Annotated in this window: 15 protein-coding genes; all 15 read right to left on the bottom strand. The window is 61.0% G+C overall.

Annotation, left to right across the window (positions count from 1 at the left end; all coding sequences use genetic code 11):
• Positions 1 to 220 precede the first annotated feature (220 nt).
• From NKI16_RS07380 to NKI16_RS07310, 15 genes are read right to left on the bottom strand one after another with little or no spacing between them, the layout of a single operon-like run.
• Positions 221 to 2,707, bottom strand: coding sequence for an eCIS core domain-containing protein (locus NKI16_RS07380; RefSeq protein ID WP_352922427.1), 2,487 nt, complete (start codon positions 2,705 to 2,707; stop codon positions 221 to 223).
• Entirely contained in the window at positions 2,704 to 4,914 is a 2,211-nt protein-coding gene (locus NKI16_RS07375; protein WP_352922425.1) for an ATP-binding protein, read from the bottom strand. The genes NKI16_RS07380 and NKI16_RS07375 overlap by 4 nt, the downstream gene beginning before the upstream one ends.
• Before the next feature lie 2 nt (positions 4,915 to 4,916).
• The gene (locus NKI16_RS07370) at positions 4,917 to 6,797 is read right to left on the bottom strand and encodes a hypothetical protein (RefSeq protein ID WP_352922422.1); all 1,881 of its coding nucleotides are present in this window, start codon (positions 6,795 to 6,797) and stop codon (positions 4,917 to 4,919) included.
• 5 nt (positions 6,798 to 6,802) lie between these two features.
• On the bottom strand, positions 6,803 to 8,419 hold the full coding sequence (locus NKI16_RS07365; protein WP_352922420.1) for a hypothetical protein: 1,617 nt from the start codon (positions 8,417 to 8,419) through the stop codon (positions 6,803 to 6,805).
• Positions 8,419 to 9,588 carry a hypothetical protein gene (locus NKI16_RS07360; RefSeq protein ID WP_352922417.1) on the bottom strand — a complete coding sequence of 390 codons (1,170 nt, stop codon included), beginning with the start codon at positions 9,586 to 9,588 and terminating at the stop codon, positions 8,419 to 8,421. The genes NKI16_RS07365 and NKI16_RS07360 overlap by 1 nt, the downstream gene beginning before the upstream one ends.
• A 5-nt stretch (positions 9,589 to 9,593) precedes the next feature.
• Complete coding sequence (locus NKI16_RS07355; RefSeq protein WP_352922414.1) at positions 9,594 to 10,766, bottom strand: hypothetical protein; 1,173 nt, start codon at positions 10,764 to 10,766, stop codon at positions 9,594 to 9,596.
• Positions 10,763 to 11,638, bottom strand: a complete 876-nt coding sequence (locus NKI16_RS07350; protein WP_352922412.1) for a hypothetical protein — start codon at positions 11,636 to 11,638, stop codon at positions 10,763 to 10,765. Before NKI16_RS07350 ends, NKI16_RS07355 begins: the two co-directional genes overlap by 4 nt.
• On the bottom strand, positions 11,635 to 12,825 hold the full coding sequence (locus NKI16_RS07345; protein ID WP_352922409.1) for a hypothetical protein: 1,191 nt from the start codon (positions 12,823 to 12,825) through the stop codon (positions 11,635 to 11,637). The genes NKI16_RS07350 and NKI16_RS07345 overlap by 4 nt, the downstream gene beginning before the upstream one ends.
• Positions 12,822 to 14,846: a putative baseplate assembly protein gene (locus tag NKI16_RS07340; protein WP_352922406.1), complete on the bottom strand. Its 2,025-nt coding sequence runs from the start codon at positions 14,844 to 14,846 to the stop codon at positions 12,822 to 12,824. The genes NKI16_RS07345 and NKI16_RS07340 overlap by 4 nt, the downstream gene beginning before the upstream one ends.
• On the bottom strand, positions 14,843 to 15,247 hold the full coding sequence (locus tag NKI16_RS07335) for a GPW/gp25 family protein (protein WP_352922403.1): 405 nt from the start codon (positions 15,245 to 15,247) through the stop codon (positions 14,843 to 14,845). The genes NKI16_RS07340 and NKI16_RS07335 overlap by 4 nt, the downstream gene beginning before the upstream one ends.
• A 1-nt stretch (position 15,248) precedes the next feature.
• Positions 15,249 to 15,599 (bottom strand): PAAR domain-containing protein, encoded by a 351-nt coding sequence (locus tag NKI16_RS07330; protein ID WP_352922401.1) that lies wholly within the window; start codon positions 15,597 to 15,599, stop codon positions 15,249 to 15,251.
• A 49-nt stretch (positions 15,600 to 15,648) separates the two neighbouring features.
• A complete protein-coding gene (locus tag NKI16_RS07325) occupies positions 15,649 to 16,317 on the bottom strand; it encodes a phage baseplate assembly protein V (protein WP_352922398.1) in 669 nt (222 codons plus the stop codon).
• Positions 16,314 to 17,444, bottom strand: coding sequence for a phage late control D family protein (locus tag NKI16_RS07320; protein WP_352922395.1), 1,131 nt, complete (start codon positions 17,442 to 17,444; stop codon positions 16,314 to 16,316). The genes NKI16_RS07325 and NKI16_RS07320 overlap by 4 nt, the downstream gene beginning before the upstream one ends.
• Positions 17,441 to 18,130: a CIS tube protein gene (locus tag NKI16_RS07315; protein ID WP_352922392.1), complete on the bottom strand. Its 690-nt coding sequence runs from the start codon at positions 18,128 to 18,130 to the stop codon at positions 17,441 to 17,443. The genes NKI16_RS07320 and NKI16_RS07315 overlap by 4 nt, the downstream gene beginning before the upstream one ends.
• A gap of 12 nt (positions 18,131 to 18,142) precedes the next feature.
• Positions 18,143 to 18,337 carry a hypothetical protein gene (locus NKI16_RS07310; protein ID WP_352922389.1) on the bottom strand — a complete coding sequence of 65 codons (195 nt, stop codon included), beginning with the start codon at positions 18,335 to 18,337 and terminating at the stop codon, positions 18,143 to 18,145.
• Positions 18,338 to 18,350: the final 13 nt, after the last annotated feature.

Genomic DNA, 18,350 nt, shown 5'->3' with positions numbered 1-18,350 from the left:
GCGAGACATCGGACTGACGGAAAGAAGGATTTTGCTGACTTCCCCGATTTTGCCGGCACTTTCGCCCAGCAACAACATCCGCTGGTACGAAAACTGGGTGGTACTTTCGCGAGGGCAAGCGCCAGCCGCGCTTCAATTTTCGACGGCATCCGGCACCGCTTGCCGGGCTCACGTGTTAACCTTGTGATCTGTTCGTGTTCGATAAGAACTCGCGGCTCCGTCAAGCTCCCTTGGGCGAAACGTTGACTGATGCCGCAGCAATCAGCACCGCAGCAACTGCGGTGGCAGCCACTGCTGGAATTAATGAGGCAATGAGAGCGATAACTGCAGCCGTAGCGACAGCAATACCTACTTTGATGACAAGTTCCTGAACCAAACTGAGAAGCGCCGGCGCGTCGGACGCCAGGCGCTTCCGCACCTGTACGGGGATCATGCCCGGCAGTTTGCCGATATCGTGGAAATCTCGCAGTTCACGCTCGACCTGCTTTGGCACCACGATCGGCAAGGTGGCTGGTTCGGCCACCCGCTCCGGTTCGCCCGGTTTCGAGCACTGGTAGATATAGAGGCCCTGCACATCGGGGTCGGCATCGAGAGCGCAGGTGAGAGTTGTACTTTGGAAGACGGGCAGGCTAACCGGATCCATCGATTTCATGGGAACCGAAGGAATATTGGAGAATTTCTCCCACTGCTTTTTATAACTCTCAATCTGCGCCGTGGCGATTCCGTGCCGAACCCCGCCTTTCCTGTAGGACACCGGCTTGATCTCGCCGATCTCGGCGATAACCCATTGCGTATCGTTTCCTGGCGTTCGCGTCGCGGGCAGACCCTTCTGTCGCGCCTGATCCTCGTTCCATAGGCCGAAAAGGTCGGCGCGCGGCATCGCGACCGGCTTGCCATTGCTCCCCTCCAATGCACTCTTCTTGATTTGTTGCTTCTCTTGGGCTGCTGCTTGAATTTTCTCGTGCGCTTCTCTTCCGACGGCCATCGGCGACATGACGCCACGCAGGCAAGTGCCGTCATCAATATCGATCACGCGCTTGATGGGCCCGTCGTCGTCAGCCGTCGCGTGCGCTAACTCGTGCGCGATCAGGCGATCGCCGGCGTCCGTACCCGGAGCCCAGCGACCGGCGGAAAAGGCGATGTGCGAGCCGAGCGTATAGGCCTTGGCGCCGAGCGCGCGAGCCGATTCCGCGGCATCAGCATCGCGATGGATGCGGACATCCGACAAATCCTCGCCCAAGCGCTGCTCGAAGAACGCGCGTACCGTCGCGGGCAGCGCCTCGCCGCCAGAGGTCGCGCGGCGGACCTGCGGCTCAAGACCGACAGGCACCGGAAGGCCTGCGCTGTTGCCAACCCCGGCGACCGTACGGCGAAGCGGCGTTGCCTGTCCATGCTCGATATGAGGTGCATGGCTGGCGCATGGGCCGCCGGCGGCACAAGCCGAACAGCAGGCGCCGGCCTGCATCCGCATGACCCCATCGGCGACAGCCTCCGCCTCGCGTTCGGCGGGATCGTTGATGTGGCCGACTTCGAGGGAAGGTAAAGTCCTTGTCGAGGAGGGATTTGCCGCAGACCCGACAGATTTACTCGCGGAGGAGGGTTCTTGCGCAGGCTCGACAGATTTACCTTTAGAAGACAGTTTGCTATCGACCTCAATACACGAACCGGCCTCGTCCAAGGCGCCAAAAGCAAATCCTTTCTTCTTCAGCGTCTGGATTATATTTCTTAATCTGGTTGTATCTTTCCAGTGTCTGTCGTGCAACAGAACCACTACGCCGCTATCCGGAAGAACATCGCCCTTTACTGTCTTTGAATGGCTAAGATCCGGCTCTGCATCAACACCTTTAACAAGCCAGTCCAGCTTTGCGCCGGGGCGCTTGCGCATAAGAGAGCCGCTTGCAATCTCGAACTGCCAGCCAACGTGCTGCAAATTTGACTTATTCGCTTCATTTTTGAGATTGATTAGGAATCGACCATCGCCGGGCAGTCTAACTAGTTTGAAGCCCTGCCATTCCTTTAAGGCCGCGCCTTGCGCGTCTGTCGTGTCCTTCAAATTCGCCGCGTTTTCGGCAACCTTCCGAAAATGTACGCTGTTGTCATCGAGAAATTTCTTAAATTCGTCGCGCTTTGCGTCATTGGCAAACGTTAACTTGTCGTCTTTTGGTATCTTACTCCGGTCAACGATGCGACGGCCCTTCCCGTCCAGTACATACTTCCCTTTCTTGTCTTTCTTGTAAGGATCTATGCCGGCATACCGCTCCGTGTACTCTACTCTACCCGCGACTTCGTGCGAATATCCGTGGCTCCCAGCCTGGAACAGCGGATTCGCAACAATTTCTCTGAATGCATGTTGCTGCTGTTCGCTGTCAGCATCTGCTTTTCCACCCTGCATTGCATTCAGGAAGAATGTTGCCGGCACGCCTTCCGATGCAAGTACGGCTATCACGCTTTCAGTCACACGCGACGCGGGCCCATCGTCGAAGGTAAGACAGATCGTACTTTTTGGATGAGCGGCCGCTTCTTTGGAAATCTTAGTTTCGCCATCGGTCGTTGTGCCACTATTTAGGTTCGTTGATTTGTCAGCAGCGCCCATCTGCGCATTTCCTAACTTTTGCGCACTCTTCGCCTGCGATTGGGGCCCCGCCGAACCCGGCTTCGCCTTGCCACCCGGCGCCGGCTTTTTCGTAATCTTCGCCTGCGTCTTCATGCGCGTCCCTCCAGCTCGCGCAGCCAGACATGCCATTCACCGGCAAGCTCCGCCGACGTTATCGAGCGGCCAAGCTTCTCATAGGTAAGGGCCGCCGATTCAACCAGGTGGCGCAGCGTCAGGCGCGGCCGCGCGTCGCCGGCGCCTTGCGCGGAAAAGGCGCGATGCACAGCATCGACGACTATGCTCTTGATGTGGCCGCCGGCAAGCGGCAGCGCGACGGCAAGCCGGTCGAGATCGGCATCGGTCGGCCGGTCAACCCCGGACGGAATCAGGCTCTGCCACAGCTTGCTGCGCAAGGCGGCGTCCGGCATCGGAAAATCGATGGCGACGTCGATGCGGCGCATGAACGCCTCGTCGATGTTCTGGCGCAAGTTAGTCGACAGGATGACGATCCCTTCGAATTCCTCGATTCGCTGCAGCAGGTAATTGGTTTCGAGATTGGCCCAACGGTCGCGCGCTTCCTTCACTTCGCCGCGGCGGCCGAACAAGGCGTCCGCTTCATCGAAGAACAGCACGGCGTCACAACCTTCAGCCGCGCCAAACAAGCGGTCGAGCCGCTGCTCCGTCTCGCCGACATATTTGCTGACTAGGCTGCCGAGATCGGCCTTGAACAGGTCGAGCCCAAGTTGCTTGGCAATCAGGACAGCGGCAATGGTTTTCCCGGTTCCGGTCGGACCGGTGAACAGCGCCACCGTGCCGTGACCGAGCGGCAGCCGCTCGGCAAGCCCGCTCGCCGACAACACGCGCCGCCGCTGGCCGAGGCGCTGCGCCAGATCGGTAAGGCGACGGCGGGTCGCCGCCGGCAGAACGAGATCGTCCAGATCGATCGCCACCTGCTCGGGCAGAATGCGGCGAGCGAGATCGACCTGCCCGGACGCTGTCTGGCGGCGGCAGCCTGCGATGAGATCGCTTTCAGCGATCTTCGGATCGCGCGGCGCGCGCAAACGCGCGGCCGTTTCGGCCCACGCCACCGCCTTCTCGATATCAGAATAGCCGAGCCGGTAACGGTCGGCGAGCGTGCGGGCCAGCGTTTGGCGGTCTCCCAAAGCGAGCTTGCGTCCCTCAAGCTGCGCCGTCCAGAAAGCGGCGCGCTGATCAAACTCGGGCCACTGCAGCGCGAGTTCGAAAACCGGGCGATGCGCAACCTCCGTCGGCTGCGGCCTGCCTGCTGTCGTCAGCACCAGCGGGCCGCGATGGCGGGCCAAGATCATGCCAAGACCCGCCGGCGAGCCCGCGCCCTCAATGACGGGCGGCAGTTGCAGATGAAGGATCGCGCCATGCAGGCGCGCGGAGCGAGCGGCCGCCCGTAGCTTGCCGTCGTCCAGCGCCACCATTGGCGGGCAATACAACAGCGGCCGGTTCGCGGCCTGCGCCAACAGCCGGAACTGATATGGATCTGCGGCGCCCTGCCCGTGCGCGCAGATCATGAGTTCAGGGATTTCGCCAATCAGGCGGCCGACCGACAAAAGATCCTGCGGGGTCCAAGCCGGAGGCTTCGCGGTAGATCTGATAAGTTCGACCTCCGGCAAAATCTCGCGATCGATTCCGTCGCCGCCTCGCAGCCAGCCCAGAAACTCGGCGCAGGCCTTCAGTCCGCGTTGCGCGCGAGGTCCCGACATACCGCTTGGCGGCGGCGTCAATTCCAGTTGGCCGGACGACGAGAGAACCGCGTCGGGGTTGAGGCACTTGCCGATATCGTCATGCACCGGCAGCAGGCATGCCGATGCGAATTCCGCGCTTGGCCAGGTCAATGCGGCATCGTCCATCAGGTATCCGAGAAGCCGCCGATAACGCGGATCAAGCTCCGGCAACGCCGCGAGAATCAACAGGTCCCGTTCGGCGGGCGTGAGCGCAAACGCTTGCTCCCAGGATCGAAGCCGGCTCTCCCCTGCGCTGCCCCGCAATGCGGCGAGATCGGCCTTGATCTCGGCCGCCGCTTCCAGCTCAAGCTTGACGAGGTCCGGCAGGGGTTCCTTTGCGGATATGCCGATCGGCGGCCGCGCCAGTTGTGCATTGACCTCGCCGTGCGGAATCTGCGGCACGCCCCACAAATGGTCGGGTTTGAACTGGGCCAACGTGGCTTGCCACAACAACGCGCGGGCGCGCAGCAGCCGCTCGATACGCACGATACATTTTGACAAATAGGAATCGGCGGCATGCGCATCGGCACGGACGTCGACGACATGAAAACGCGATGCCCGCATGGCTAGGACCTTTCGTCGTCGATCCGGAAAGCGATCTGCCGCCAAGGCAACCAGTTCGGGGGCGTGAAGGTGTCGAGATAACCTGCGCGCCGCAACGCGATATCGAGCGGCAGTGGTGGCAGGACCACGGTCAACTTCTCGCCGGCGACGATCAATCGCCCGCTGCGCCGTACGGCCTGTTCGAGAAGCCATGGCGTTGATGACCGCTCAAAGCCGCGCAGCCAGCGCGCCCAATGACCGAACAGTCGCGATGCAATTCGCGAGACAGCCGGCGGGAACCGCAAATCCGCCAGATCGCCGGAAGCGCCGCTCGACGCCATCGGCGCTTGCGGCGTGGTTAGTTGATCTATCCGGTCCGCAAGAGAATCCAGCGCGGACGCCTCAACTCTTGCGACAACGGATGCGATCTCCGCGACGTCGGCCGGCGCGTGGTCGCCCAACAGGGTGGCGAATCCGACATCGTGCGTGTCGCGGGACTGCAGTGAACACGGACCGGCCCAGACATAGAGCAAAGCTGCGGCAAGGAGCGCTGGATGATCCGGTAGCGATGGCGACCCTGGACGGACGTCGGCCAGCGCGCGCGCCAGATTCAAGTCGGTCAAGGCGCGGACAAGCAGAATGACCCCGGCCTCGCTGCTCACGAATTCCCGGCTCGCCATGGTGTCGATGGGTCCGGCGGCCAGCGCCTTTTCCAGCAAACGGGCGACCGAGGCGCGCTTAGCGAGATCGGCGTCTTCATCAGGGACGGCCAGCGATCCCTTGCCCTCGCGATAGTCGCGTATCAGAGCTGCCCGCTCGCTGGCCGAATACGCAGCAAGGCGTAGGGCGAGCGACGCCGCGCGTTGCATCAGTGTCGATGTTCGCAACTCATTGGCCGTATCCGGATCTGCAGCGGCCAGACGCGAAAGGGCTATGAGCGTCAGCCCGTCGGGATCGTCCACAGGCTCGGCCAGCGCCGACTTCAGCGCATTCGCTGCCTTGTCATGCGTTGCAGCCTCAATGGCTTTTCCATCCGCGGCAAGACCATTGCGGAGTCGTTCACGGTCAAGCCAGGACGGCAGCGTCGCCCGCATGGCGACATCCGTGAGGTCGCAATGCCCCCTGGACATCAGGAAACGGCAGGCTGCGAGCACGGCATCCGCAAGCTCGGACCGATCCTGCCAATCGGGCTCCCTGACCGCGTCGCAGTAGGCCATCCACTCGCCCAGCAAAGCCTCGGCGCTGGCCGGAACGCGGTCGATGTTCAGCACATCCAATGCTGCGGTGAAGATAGGACGAAGGCGATCGCGAATACCGGGAGAGCGGTCGGTCGATCCGGCCAAGGATGACAGAATATTCGCACGATCTCCTGCTGACAGCAGTTCGAGCAGCGGCGTCAGTGCCGCGCGGCGATCGATAGCTGAAAGCACCGCCAGCGACTGAGCGGGATCATACTCCAGCAATTTGACGATCGCCGAGGCGATCGGTTTGCGTTCGACGAGCGAGAGCATTGGACCGTACCACCAGGCCGAAGCGGCCGTGCCGCGCGCAAGCAGATCGCAGGCGCAGGCGGCAATCCATTCGGCCCTGCCGGAGAAGACACGGATATCATCCGGCTCGTCACGCCTGTCCGCAGCTTGCTGAATGCCTTCCACCAGCAGATGCGCCCACGTACTGGCAACCTCTTGTTCGTCGGGACCTGCGGTCAGACGGCCGCTCACCTTGAGTTTGCGAATCAAAACGACGCGAGAATCGGCCGCTGCAGTCTCCGTGAGGAAGTTCGACAGATGGCTTCGCAGATGGTTGCGAGCCAGGCTATCCATTCGTGCAGCCAGGCCGACGTCGGCGCGACCGCCAAGCCTCACGCGGCTTGTCAATTTTTCGATGGTCGCGACGTTCGCCATCGCGGTCATTTGCCTTGTTTGGCGGAGGCTGCTGAAGATTGATTGGGTGCTGCCGGCGTAGCGGGTTGGGCGGTAGCCGATGCCGCCGGTTGAGCTGCAACTACGGCTGACGTGCCTGACGTCGCGGCTGACGCGCCTGACGTCTCGTTGGTGCAATAGATCCAGATCGAGGTTGGCGGATTCTTGAGCGCTCCTGCCATCTGCGTCAGCGGCGCTGCAAGGCCATTAACAGCGTCTATCAATAAGGATTCTGTAGGCCTACCATTCTCATCGACAAGTGAATTGCCCTTCTTGTCCGTTGTGCACTCCGTGTCGCCTGCGATGATGACACCTTTCTCCGACCCATGGCACAAGAGAGGCCCTCCCCAATCTCCCGGCAGATACTTGCGAATGAGGTTTACGGTTTGGCACGGCAGCATTCCGGCCGATTTGTCCCAGTAGAGGCCCGCCAACAGGAGAGCGAGCAGCGGCACGGTCTGCACCGTGGTTTTGCCGCTGGCGGTCAGATAGCCTGCAAGCACCGTCCAGCAATTTCCCAACATTCCCTTGTCCTCCTCTTGTGACGGTCCCGCCCCGCCCTTCGTGGCCGCATCGGTCGCGGGTTCGATCACCGCGCCTTCAATGATGAGGTCACCTGCGACCGTGACGCTGCGTGTGGCGGAGTCGACCGTCAAAATCGCCTCGAATTTTCCGCTTTGCTGATTCCACGCGCCGATGGCCAGTGCGCCGTTGGCCGGCAGCACGAGACGAAGTTCGTTGAGATCGGGCGCGTCCTTGACATCACCGATACGGAACAGGCCGCATCCAATCGCACCCGCCGGCAGTGGGCCGGCTGTCGGCAGCAGCAGGTGCTGTCCGGCCTCGACATCGCCGTCCACCGTCAGCATGCCGCGCAACGTGGCTCCGCGATCGGTGACAACCAGGCGCTTGTCCTGCTCGGCGGCCTCGCCGGCGGCCGTTGCGGTCTTTTGTGCATCAGCGGGAGTGGCAGCCGACGGCAGGATCACTGCGAACTCGCCCTTGGCCAGACTGATCGCCGAATTGTCCTTGCGCGCAGGAACGATTTTCGACGCGACCAGTCCGGCCTCCTGGCGATCGCCGGCATTCTGCCGCAGCATCCAGCCGCCGGCCTGGTCCGGGTCCACGGTGAGGACGCCAAGCCGCACCGGGCGCCGAAAAGCCGGATCGTCGGGTGCGGTCTGCACGACGTCGTAAGGCATCTGCTCGCTGGCCGCGCCGATCAGTGCACGAACCTCCACGCGGGGCGCTTCGTCGAGACGCGACCGAGGGAACTCCCCGTCTGCAATTTTTTGATTGTAGTGCAGCAGGACTTCGAACGTGTCTGCGCCGTGATTGGCGAAGCGGGCATCGGCCAATGCCGAATCCAGCCGCTGGTTCGCTCCAAGCACGAGATCGCGGCCGAATTCGTCGACCGCGTAGCCGGCCTGCAGCCAAAGCCCGGTGTCGGACCGAACGATGCCGAGACCGTCGACGACACCCGGAAGGTGCGCGCCCGCGCGATGCTTCCGGCCAAGGTCGACCTGATAGAGCTGTGCCGCATTGAGATCGGCGCTCGTCAGCAACTCGTTCTTCTGAAACTCCGGTCGCGGCAGCAGAGACATCACGTTGCCTCCTTGAACAAGGTTACGGGGACGCCGTAGTCGGCCTCCGCAACTATCATCAGCAGTCTTCGCGGCTTGGGCGCCGGCCCGGTCGCCGAAGGCGGCGGCGCCGGAAGTGATTTCGTGTCGTCTCCCTTAGTCGTCTCGCCCTCCAAAAGGTGGGATGCTTCAGGCGGCCTGAGTTTGGTCCATACCGAGGCGATCTTGGGATCCGCCGGCGCCAGCGCCGCCATCGCCTCAATTCGTTTGAGCTTGATGTCCTGGTTCTTGTTCTCGAGGGTCCAGCTGATGTTCCATTGCCCGGCCGACTCCTTGAAAGTGACGATCTTGAGGTCGGTCTCAAGGTTCTTGGCCATCGCTTCGATTTTGATCCGCTCTTTTTGTCCCGCTTCGGTACGCAGAAACGCCTGCGCCAGTTGCTTGTCGCTCGGTTCGCTGCCGGGCGGCTTGCGAACGATCCGGCGGCCGACAATCTTCGGGTCGCCGCCCCGCATCACCACGCCGCGGCCCGGGACGACCTCCATCAAGGCCACGAACCCACCGGCATCCGCGGCCCCGACGCGAAGGCCGATCGTCGGCTTGCCAGACTCGGCACCGATGGGGCCGGGTTCTTCTTTTGCACCGGATTGCTCTGGGGCGGCCGGCTCTTCCTTCGCACCATTCGGATCGGCCGCGGCTGCAAGTTCGATGATCACGGTTTCAGGTGTCTTGGCCTTATGATCGGCGGCGACACGCAACAGCCGGAAGGGCTTGGGCGCGTCCGGTAGCGGAACAGCGCGCGTGAGGCGCACCGCGCCGCCGCTTGAGAGGCCGTCGCATGCCAACCTGCCGTTGATGCGGCCCGCAATGCTGGCACCGCCGGTCCAACCGAGCGACAGGATGTCGCGGATGATGGATACCGCCCAAGTCCTGCGACCGGGGTTGGCGGCGGCAGATTGATCGGACTGGAGCGGCACGGGCTTTAAACCCGCGAGCGCGGTCAATCCAATTGCAACGCTGCGATCGACGGCACGAATGAGCGCACCGACCGCGCCGGACGCAACATCGTCCGCCCTGCCGTGAACGCGGATCTCATGTGCACCGGTTTGTCGCTCGCAGAGATAGTCCTGCTCGGCATCGAGATCCGAGGCTGAAATCGGTGAACCTGCAACCCAGCGGACGCGTTCCATTTGAATCACTTCCAGTATATAGCAAACGCCAGAATGGCGGCGGCGATGATTAGAAGCAGCAATAGAACGACGACCGCTTTTGAAAGGCGTTTCAGTTCGTTTTCGGCAGCCTCGATTCGATTCAGAAGCTGCTCGAACTCTTCCGCGACCACCGGTCCCTGCTTCACGAGCGCGATGCGGCCTTCGTTCGTGTATAGCCTGGCTGTCGTGCCCGCTCGCAGTTCGACGTCCCAGCACAAGAATTGCGGATTGCCGCTCATCTGCTGCTGAACACTCTTGTCGATCAGCGCTTCCTTGGTCCAAGTCGGAATGCCATTGCGCGCAAGCCAGTTCACGGCCTCGTCGCATTTCAACCCAAACAGTGCCGCGCTGTTGATGTGATCCGGATTCGATGGAAGCAGCAAAGGCGCTTGCTCTCGCCGGGCAACTCCGCAGTCGACCAACACGACACTGGGCCCCTCCTCGAACGTTGCAACAGTAACGCGCCCAAGCGGGATGCCGCCGTACTTGACCTGATCAAGGCTATACAGCTTTGCCAAGGCCTTGGCGTGACAGGCGCGAATCTTGTCCAGTCCCTCCTGATCCGGAATTCCGGGATTCCGCGTCATCGCCTCCTTGTTGAAGTCGGCTTTGAACGTTCTGACAATGTCGCCTTCATCGTTCAGACATTTCTCCAGCTTGCTCACGGCGCGCAATTCGAGGCAGGCGATCAGGTTCTCCCGTGACGGGCGGCTACCGTCGGGAGTGGCAGGCGGTGTCACGACAGGCGCAAAGCCGGCCGCAACGCCGATCTTCCGGAACGGCAGCGCCCGGCCGACCTGTTCGACGCCGATCGACAGCCACAGATCAAAATGGCTTGCTTCTCCGCTCGCAGCGGCGGCCACCTGCTCCCCCTCCGAAAGCAGTTCGGTCAGTTTTATTGTTGGAGAGTCATCGAGCACAAACAGCTGGCCATCCTGGCCCGCCACCATTCCGCGAGATATGGTCACGCCGCCGGAGTTCGCACTTGGAAAAAGTCCGAAGATGATGCCCCAGCCGTGCCGTTGCGATTCAGCTGCCAGTCCCGAACGCGCAAACGTCGCAATTCCCGAAAGCGCGGCATCGCTGAGTACCTGTCCGGGATAAAACAGCGGGCGCTGTCCGTTGCTCGAGGATTCCAATTTGGCCGGAGCGCTCATGGACGTTTTCCCTTCACCACAAACCAGCTCTCAAACACTCCGCCGGCAATTCCGTTTCCGCTCGGCAGGTGCCCGCCCACATGAGCGCCGGAGACGGCCTGTCCCTTCCAGTCCATAATGAAATCGCAAGCGATGCGGATGTGGACCACTCCTTCGGCAATCCGCGCGAGCTTGAACGAAAGCCTGGTGCCGGTATCATCCAGTTTGAGGTCCGTCACTGCAGGATAGACATCCGCGCCGACGCCGTTACGAACACGTATCTCGATCGGCTGAGGAGGAGGTCTGGCAATCGGAGCTGAGAACGTGATCGACCATTCCTTTGGCAAGGTCGTTCCGTCGTGTTTCCAACTCGTCTCCGCGATGCCGGTCAGACCCCGACTTGGCACGATTGGGCCGATCTTTCCGTCACGCAACCGAATGAGCGCCAGCGGCACCCAACCGACCTTGATCTTCTGACTGAGATCCGACGGAGCAAAAAATTCGAACTCTGCGCGTTCGATCGTGCGTATGATCTGCGGTTCGGCCTTTGCTGATGATGATTTTGCGGCAACTCCTCCGGTAACTCGCTCCGGATCGCAGCGCCGAACGCAAAGCGCGCCGTCTTTGGCGTCAATTTCTCGATCCTGGTCTTCATCAAGGACGATCTCGCGACCTCGCGCGTCGAGCGCGTATCCAGCGCTGACCTTTAGCGTCGGCCACTTCTTGCCGAGTGAGTAGTCATCGACCTGCATTCCCTCGATGACACCCCAGCTGAACCGCTGTCCGAACTGGATGAGTCGCCGGTTCAAATAGCTTTGCTCCAGGCACAAATCCTCGGCCGTCAGCAGCATCCCATCGACAAACTTTGGACGGACGACACTTACTTCGGTCACGGCAGCAAACTCCTTTGAGAGGGTAGCTTCGTCGCGACACCCAGCACCGTATTGTAACCGAGCTCGGACGATGTCTCGCCCGCAATGACCTGCAGAGCGAGATGCGCGGGCAGAATTGGCTTCAGCAAACGCTCCCAGGTTGCAGCGTCCGGTTCGCCGCCAACGGAGGCAGGCACGAACAACCAGAGCCTGGAGCCAAGCAGTCGCGCCAGCAGCGTCGGGTCCGTGGTCTCTCCCGGCAATCCGAGCGTGTTCTGCTCGCTGAATTTGCTCTGGTCCAGAAATGCACGTCGTGCCAGCGGCTCCGTGGCCAATGTTCCGCTCCCGGGAAGCCATCCCCAATGAGTCCTCAGTTCAGTCGGATCGGGATCCTTGGGATCGTGCGATGCATGAAGTGTGAACAGGCGCCGCACGTTGAAACCTTCGACCAAGGCAATGCTGCGCCGACGCTCTTCGGACATGCCGCGCGCCTCGGCCGCTGCATCGACCCACACTAATACAGAGTCCGCCGTGCTCTGGCCGAGTGCATGCGGCAGGACCCGGGTTAGAAACCGGCGCGCCACTTCGAGCGAAATGGCCTCGTGCTTAATTTTCTTTTTCTGATCTTTTTCGCCGCCTTCTTCCAACTTCGGCAATATCAGGTCGAGGTCGATGCCGAACCAGCCGGCGAGATACCGCGCCGCGGCCACCGTAGGCAGGCGGGAGGGAACGACGAGATTGCCGACGCGATCGAGCTGCTCCTCGATTTTCTCGCCGTCGACAAACAGCCCACCCAGAAAGCGGGAAAGAAAATCCGCGTGGTCGGGATCTTCTCGGAACACCGCCGGCAGATAGTTGATCCATTGATCGGATTCATAGACGGCAACGAACTGTGCGTTGGCGAACGCATACCGTCCGCTTGAGGCGGCCGTTGCAGCGACCGAGAAACGATCGCCGCGATCCGCCCGAACCTGCAGCGAAAAATTCGCTCCGGTTGCCGGCGGCGGATCGTCGCCGACGAAACGAAACGGTTCCGGTTTTCGATTTTCCAGGCGCGAAGCGGATTTCGTGGTGACCGCGAATTCCACGGACTCCCCGGACTTCAAATTCACGCCCTTGACGTCAATGCGAACAAGCTTGCCTGTCGAAACCTGCTCATGCAGCACGCCTTGCCCATCGGCTGGATCGAGCAAAACACGGATGGTCATGGGGCCGCTCCCGTGACTTCAATGTCGTGGTTCGGAAGCCCCCACGGGATCTCGTGTTTCTCCAACCTGACATTGAGGGTCGGAGAAGCATCGTCCGGCGATGTGCCGAAAGGCAGTATCTTGAGCCCGTCTTTCGATTGCACCAGTGAGATATTTTTGCCGCCGATAGATGCAACTAGACTTTCGATCTCCCCCACCACAGGCGCTCCCGCGATCGTCGTCTGCAGGACGCGGCTCCAGAGATCTCCGCCGGTTAGATTGGTGCCGAAACCGCGTTCGTCACTGTTTAGCCACTCATTGAGGGTCTTGCTGACTTCGCGTTTGACGAGATCGAGGGAAAATCCGGCGCTCGCGGTCATCTTGATCGTCAGTTTGACCGGAACTATCCGTGCTGCCTGCACGAATAACTCGCAGCCGACCACGCGTCGCGAATCAAGAAGGTTCTTGACATCGTCGATTTCAGCGTCGCTCGGCCAAGGTGGCAGCTTTCCTTCCTGGTGGGGCTGGCTGGCGATGAATACGGTCACGACTCCCGGCATACGGCCAGAGAGATCAGGAAAGTCCGGATGCAGGCCGGCGATCGCCTTGGCCCGACCCATTTTCCCTACACGCAGCGCGATGTCTTCGAAATCGGCGGCGGTAACCGCGCGGTCGCGGCTCCGCAGACGGGCAGCCGCACGTTGTCGCAACCGGGTTACCGGCTCTGCGTCGCTGCCGCCGGCCGCGGGAAACGGATTGATGCCGGACACGCCGGGGAAGTCGTACTTAATTTTTCTTGCACTGACATTGCTCTGCGCCCCGCCGCCCGCCAGATAGGTGGCGGAAATACGATAGCCGGCGTCGGGGACCTTTCCATACGCACCGTCTCCGAACCTGATCTGTCCGTTGGCCGCGTCCACAGTAAAGTGGAAGTCATCCGGTTTGGACTCAGAGAAGTCGTCCACTTCGATCCAAAACTGCGTCTTGGCATTCTCGCCAGGGCCACGGATGCTTAACTTGACTGACTTTGGTTCTACCGACTTGTTTCGCAGTTGCAGTATCTGTCCCTGAAGGCCGGTGCTGGTCGCCAGCGGATTGTCGGTTTCCAGCGTGCGCGCAATAGCATTGACGGCGTTTATCGCCAGGTGCCGAAAGCGCGGCGCGCAGCCAAACGCAAATCCGCTGCCCCCGACTCGGCAACGCAGTTCGAAGGCGAATTTCTTTTCACTCGACGGTTTGACGGCCGGTTGAGCGATCGGAACGGCACGACGCGGACTTGCGATGCGGATGAAGCCATCCCGCCCGAAATGGTTGGTTTCATCGTCAATGATTTCAAGCGGCTCCCAAACATCGTTTTCCATTCGCGCGCTCCAGAGCAACGGAGGCGCCTGCGGACGCGGCAGCGATGTACTCTTCTCGGGAAGTGAGAAGTCATCATTCACAAGCCGCGTCATAACGGTAATGTGCAACGTGATGATATCGGTAAATATCTGGCCAGCTTGATCCCCGGTTTTGGCGCTGAAGCGCAGGCGAAGTTCGCTCTTCTCTGCTCCCGCCGGCCCAAACGGATCAAACCCCCGGTCGGCTGTCTCGTTGAGCTTGGTCAGATCAACGTCCTGCTCGCCAGGAAGCCTTCTCGTCACTGCGTCAAGTGCGCTCCGCACCATATGGAGATCGCGTTGCGTTTGAAAACGCGCCACCGCCCCTCCACCGAGATCGATTGCCGGCGAGACAGTGCCGCCTGGAATAATCGTCGGGCAATTGTCCTTCGGCTGAAATTCGATCAATGCGAGCGCGGGCTTTGCCGGCTCCGGCTGAATGCCGACGAGGCTCAACAACTCGCCGTGCAGCTTGGCCGGCAAGCTATTCATCCGGTACAGCGTGAGGTCGGTGAACCATGCGAACAATTCGACCAGCGTCATACCCGGATCGGAGGGATTGAAATCAGTCCACTCCGGACAAGCCAATCGAATCCGTTCAGTCGCCTCGGTCCTGAGGTCGTCGAATCGTCGATCATCCAGGATTGGAGAATCGAGACTCATGCCGCGCCTTCCTGGAGGTAGAACGGATACACCATGTTGTTGACTGCGTTGTTCGCGCGTATGCGGTAAGTGATAAGCACGAGCAGCCGTGGCTCGTCGTCATCCGGCCGCACGTCGACTTTAAGAACGTCGATACGAGGCTCCCACCGCGCAAGGCAGATATTCACCCGATCCGTTACGAGCGCCGCCAACCCGGACGTCAGCGGTTCGAACAGCAATTCATGGACACCACAGCCGAAATCCGGCCGCATGACGCGTTCGCCGGGAGCGGTTGCGAGAATCAATTGCACGCTCTGACGGATCTTCTCTTCACCATCGCTCATGCCGAAAAACAGTGCCGACTCCGCTGCGCCGCGAGACCGGAACGGGAATTGAGGACCTTTGCCGAGAAAGTCGGACATTTCAGCCTCCGATCAACACGGTGCTTGTCGCGACGACACGGCCCACCGGGGCATCGGCCGGATCGTTACAGGTCATGGCCGTATCGCCGGCACGCGCTGCCGGTTGGCCGCCGATCTCCACCGTCATGGACCCCTGAATGATGCGGCCCGCGTTCCGTGGAGGCACCACGAACGAACCCCCGATCGGCAGATGCGGCTGGTTGAAAGCGATTGATCCGACCACCGCGGCCGGCATGCCTTCGATCAGCACCGTCGGGACATAACCCGCATTGATGACACCATCGAACGGATGGGGCACCGGCACCGGCGAAGTCGGGCCAGGCGGCTGAATCAGGTGAATATCCGTCGCCACGACATGATCTCCCTGTTTTGCCGCCGGCTGTCCCATACGTCATCCTCCGTCAGTTCAACGCGATCTGGCTGCCTTTGAGCGACAGCATGCCGCCCGCCTCGATCGCAAGATCCGCAGTTGCATTGATCTTGATTGATGTCGCCTTGATTTGCGCTTCGTCCTTGGCTTCGACCGAAACCTGAGCAGCATTGACGGAGACCTGCGCGCCAGGCGCGTTGACGGCAACGATGCCGGCAGTCGCTTCGATCGTGATCGAACCGCTCTCGGCGAGCAGCGCGATGCTATCGCCGGCAGTGTCGATCACCAATCGGCTTTTGCCGTCCCTGCCCTCGATCTCGATTCGCTCCTGACCTGGCGTATCGTCAAGCTTGACGAGGTGACCGCTGCGCGACCGTATGAAACGCCAATGGTTGGCGGATGGATCTGGTCCCGGGTCCGGCGGCTGGTCGACGTTGCTCCACAGCGCTCCGACGACATAGGCGCGCCGGGGATCGCCCTGTTCATAGACAATCAGCACCTCGTCGCCGACTTCGGGGCGCATCACCAGACCACGGCCGCCTCCGGCCATCGGCGTAACCAGTCGCGCCCACGGTGTAACTTGATTGCCGAGATACGGCAGCCGGACCTGGACGCGATTGCGCGCAAGCGGATCGTCCAGACTGACGACCGTACCGATCACTACGCCGTTGCCGGCTGCGGCTTGTAAGGGTGCGTTCATATTTCCTCCCGCCTGCAAGCGAAACTTGTGGTGTATCCGCCGGCGCCGATGCTGTGATCGCTGCTGATCACGAACCAACGTCCGCTGAAGCGCTTCCCGACACCTTCGACTTGCAGCACCGTGCCCGCTCGCAGTTCCGGAAGACCGACCGTGCGGCCAGTCGCGGTCATGGTGTCCTTCACGATCCGTTCAAGGTATTCTGTCGCGCGCCTGCGCCCTTCCGATTCGTCCTGAACTGGCTCGGAGCTGATCACTTCAGTGCGGTTTTTCACCGCGTCGGCAATGCTGCCGAGATCAAAAGCCGGATCCTTGATGCGCAGGCTGCTGCGGCCAACGCGCACCGAAATCGGAGTCTTGTCGACAGGATTCCAGCTGTTGAGCTCCAGGCTCTCAGGTTGTCGCGCTGTGGAAAAACGGGGCTGGAATTCCAAGAGTGGCCCGCCCTGACGGGCCGCCCGATAGGCAAGTTTCAACGGATTTGGGCGGCGCGACAGCGAGTTGACCAGACGAAGAATCGTCCCATCATCTTCCTCGGAAACGATGAGTTCATAACCTAGCTGACGCGCGCGGCGTTTCAGGAACAGGAGATCGAATTCATTGTCCTGCACCACCTCGCCGAGGCGCAGTGCCGCGGCCAGATTGCCGATATCGGCGTCGATATCGACGTGCAGATCCCGCAACGACAGTACAATCTGCCTCAGAAGATCCGTATCGAGTCCTTCCGGATACAGTTTCGAGCGCCGCTCGCCCAACAAATCATGGAGCCGATTGCGCCCGCTGACGCTGATGGTCGGATGCCCGCTGGAAGGAAAGCTCGGAATGAGGTCGGTAATGATCCCGCGCACCATCCAGCTCATATGCCCGGCGCCGAGGTACCCCATGCGCAAGTCGAGCTGTTTGCCCGGGTCGAACAGATGTTCGTCGCTGTATGCGAACGCATACTCCTCGGCATCCCAGTTGGCCAGCGTGAGCGAGAAGCCACCGAGTTCGTCGATCGAGTCGTGAAAGTTGACCTCCAATACGTCCCGAATGATCTTGCGGGCCAGCTTCTGCTGCCCGACCAACACTTCGAACGCGGGAACATACAGATCGGCCTGTCCAGAGAGCGCTTCGGCCAATATGGTCATCGCTGGCCCCCCATCTCCGGCGTTGCGAGGGGGGGCAACTGGAGGATTGACCCGGGCACCAACTGGCGCGGATTGGCCGTCAGTTCCGGATTTGCTTCCGCGATTGTGCGCCAGAATGCCGGATCGCCGTATGCCTCATAGGCAATCAGCGCCAGGGTATCGCCCATGCGCACGCGGTGGTTCTTGCTGTGATCGGGAGACTGAAGATTGAGTTCACGCAATTGCTCACCGAGCGTACGATAGCTGCGAAGCGCCAGCGTAACGCGCGCGCGCAATGCCTCGCCGTCCTCCGAGAACAAGGTGTACCGGCACTGCACACTTTCGGCGATCGCCTTCAGTGCAAGATTGTTGCCCCAAATGACCTTGAGACGCGGCGGCGCATGCCGCTCGGGCAGAATGCGCGCCAGACGTTGCAGGTCGTTGGCCACAGCAGCAACATCAACAGCATCCTCAGGCATGGTTCCGTCAAGCAGCAATTCAAGGTTCAACCGCTGGCTATTGCCATGAATGAACTGCAGCAGCGGCTCCTCGATGCCCGGAATCGGAATCTCGGCAAAGCTCGCTCCCTTTTCAATGCTGTATTCCGTGGGATTGAACTGCGAATTTATGCGAACGGGCAAACCCGCCGACCGCGCGGCCGACTGGTCTTCCGGGGCAATTTCAATGACGATCTTGACTAGGCTCACGGCGAACTTCCTCTATTCCCAGGGAAGACGAGAGAGAAAACCTGGATTGACCCTCATCGACTCGGATTTCATGCGGCGTTGCCGCTCGCGTTGTTCGAGCCGTGCAACGACGATAGCGACGATCTGTTCGATCTGGTCGGAAGGCAGCGAGCCCGACTGATCCGCCACCTCGATCTCGCTCGTCAGTTCGCCAATATGCAGGTCCATCTCAGGCTCCCGT

It is taken from the genome of Mesorhizobium sp. M0698 (assembly GCF_040320455.1).
GTDB lineage: Bacteria > Pseudomonadota > Alphaproteobacteria > Rhizobiales > Rhizobiaceae > Mesorhizobium.
Note: the sequence above shows the minus strand (reverse complement) of the source record. Positions and strands in the feature narration are given on the sequence as shown.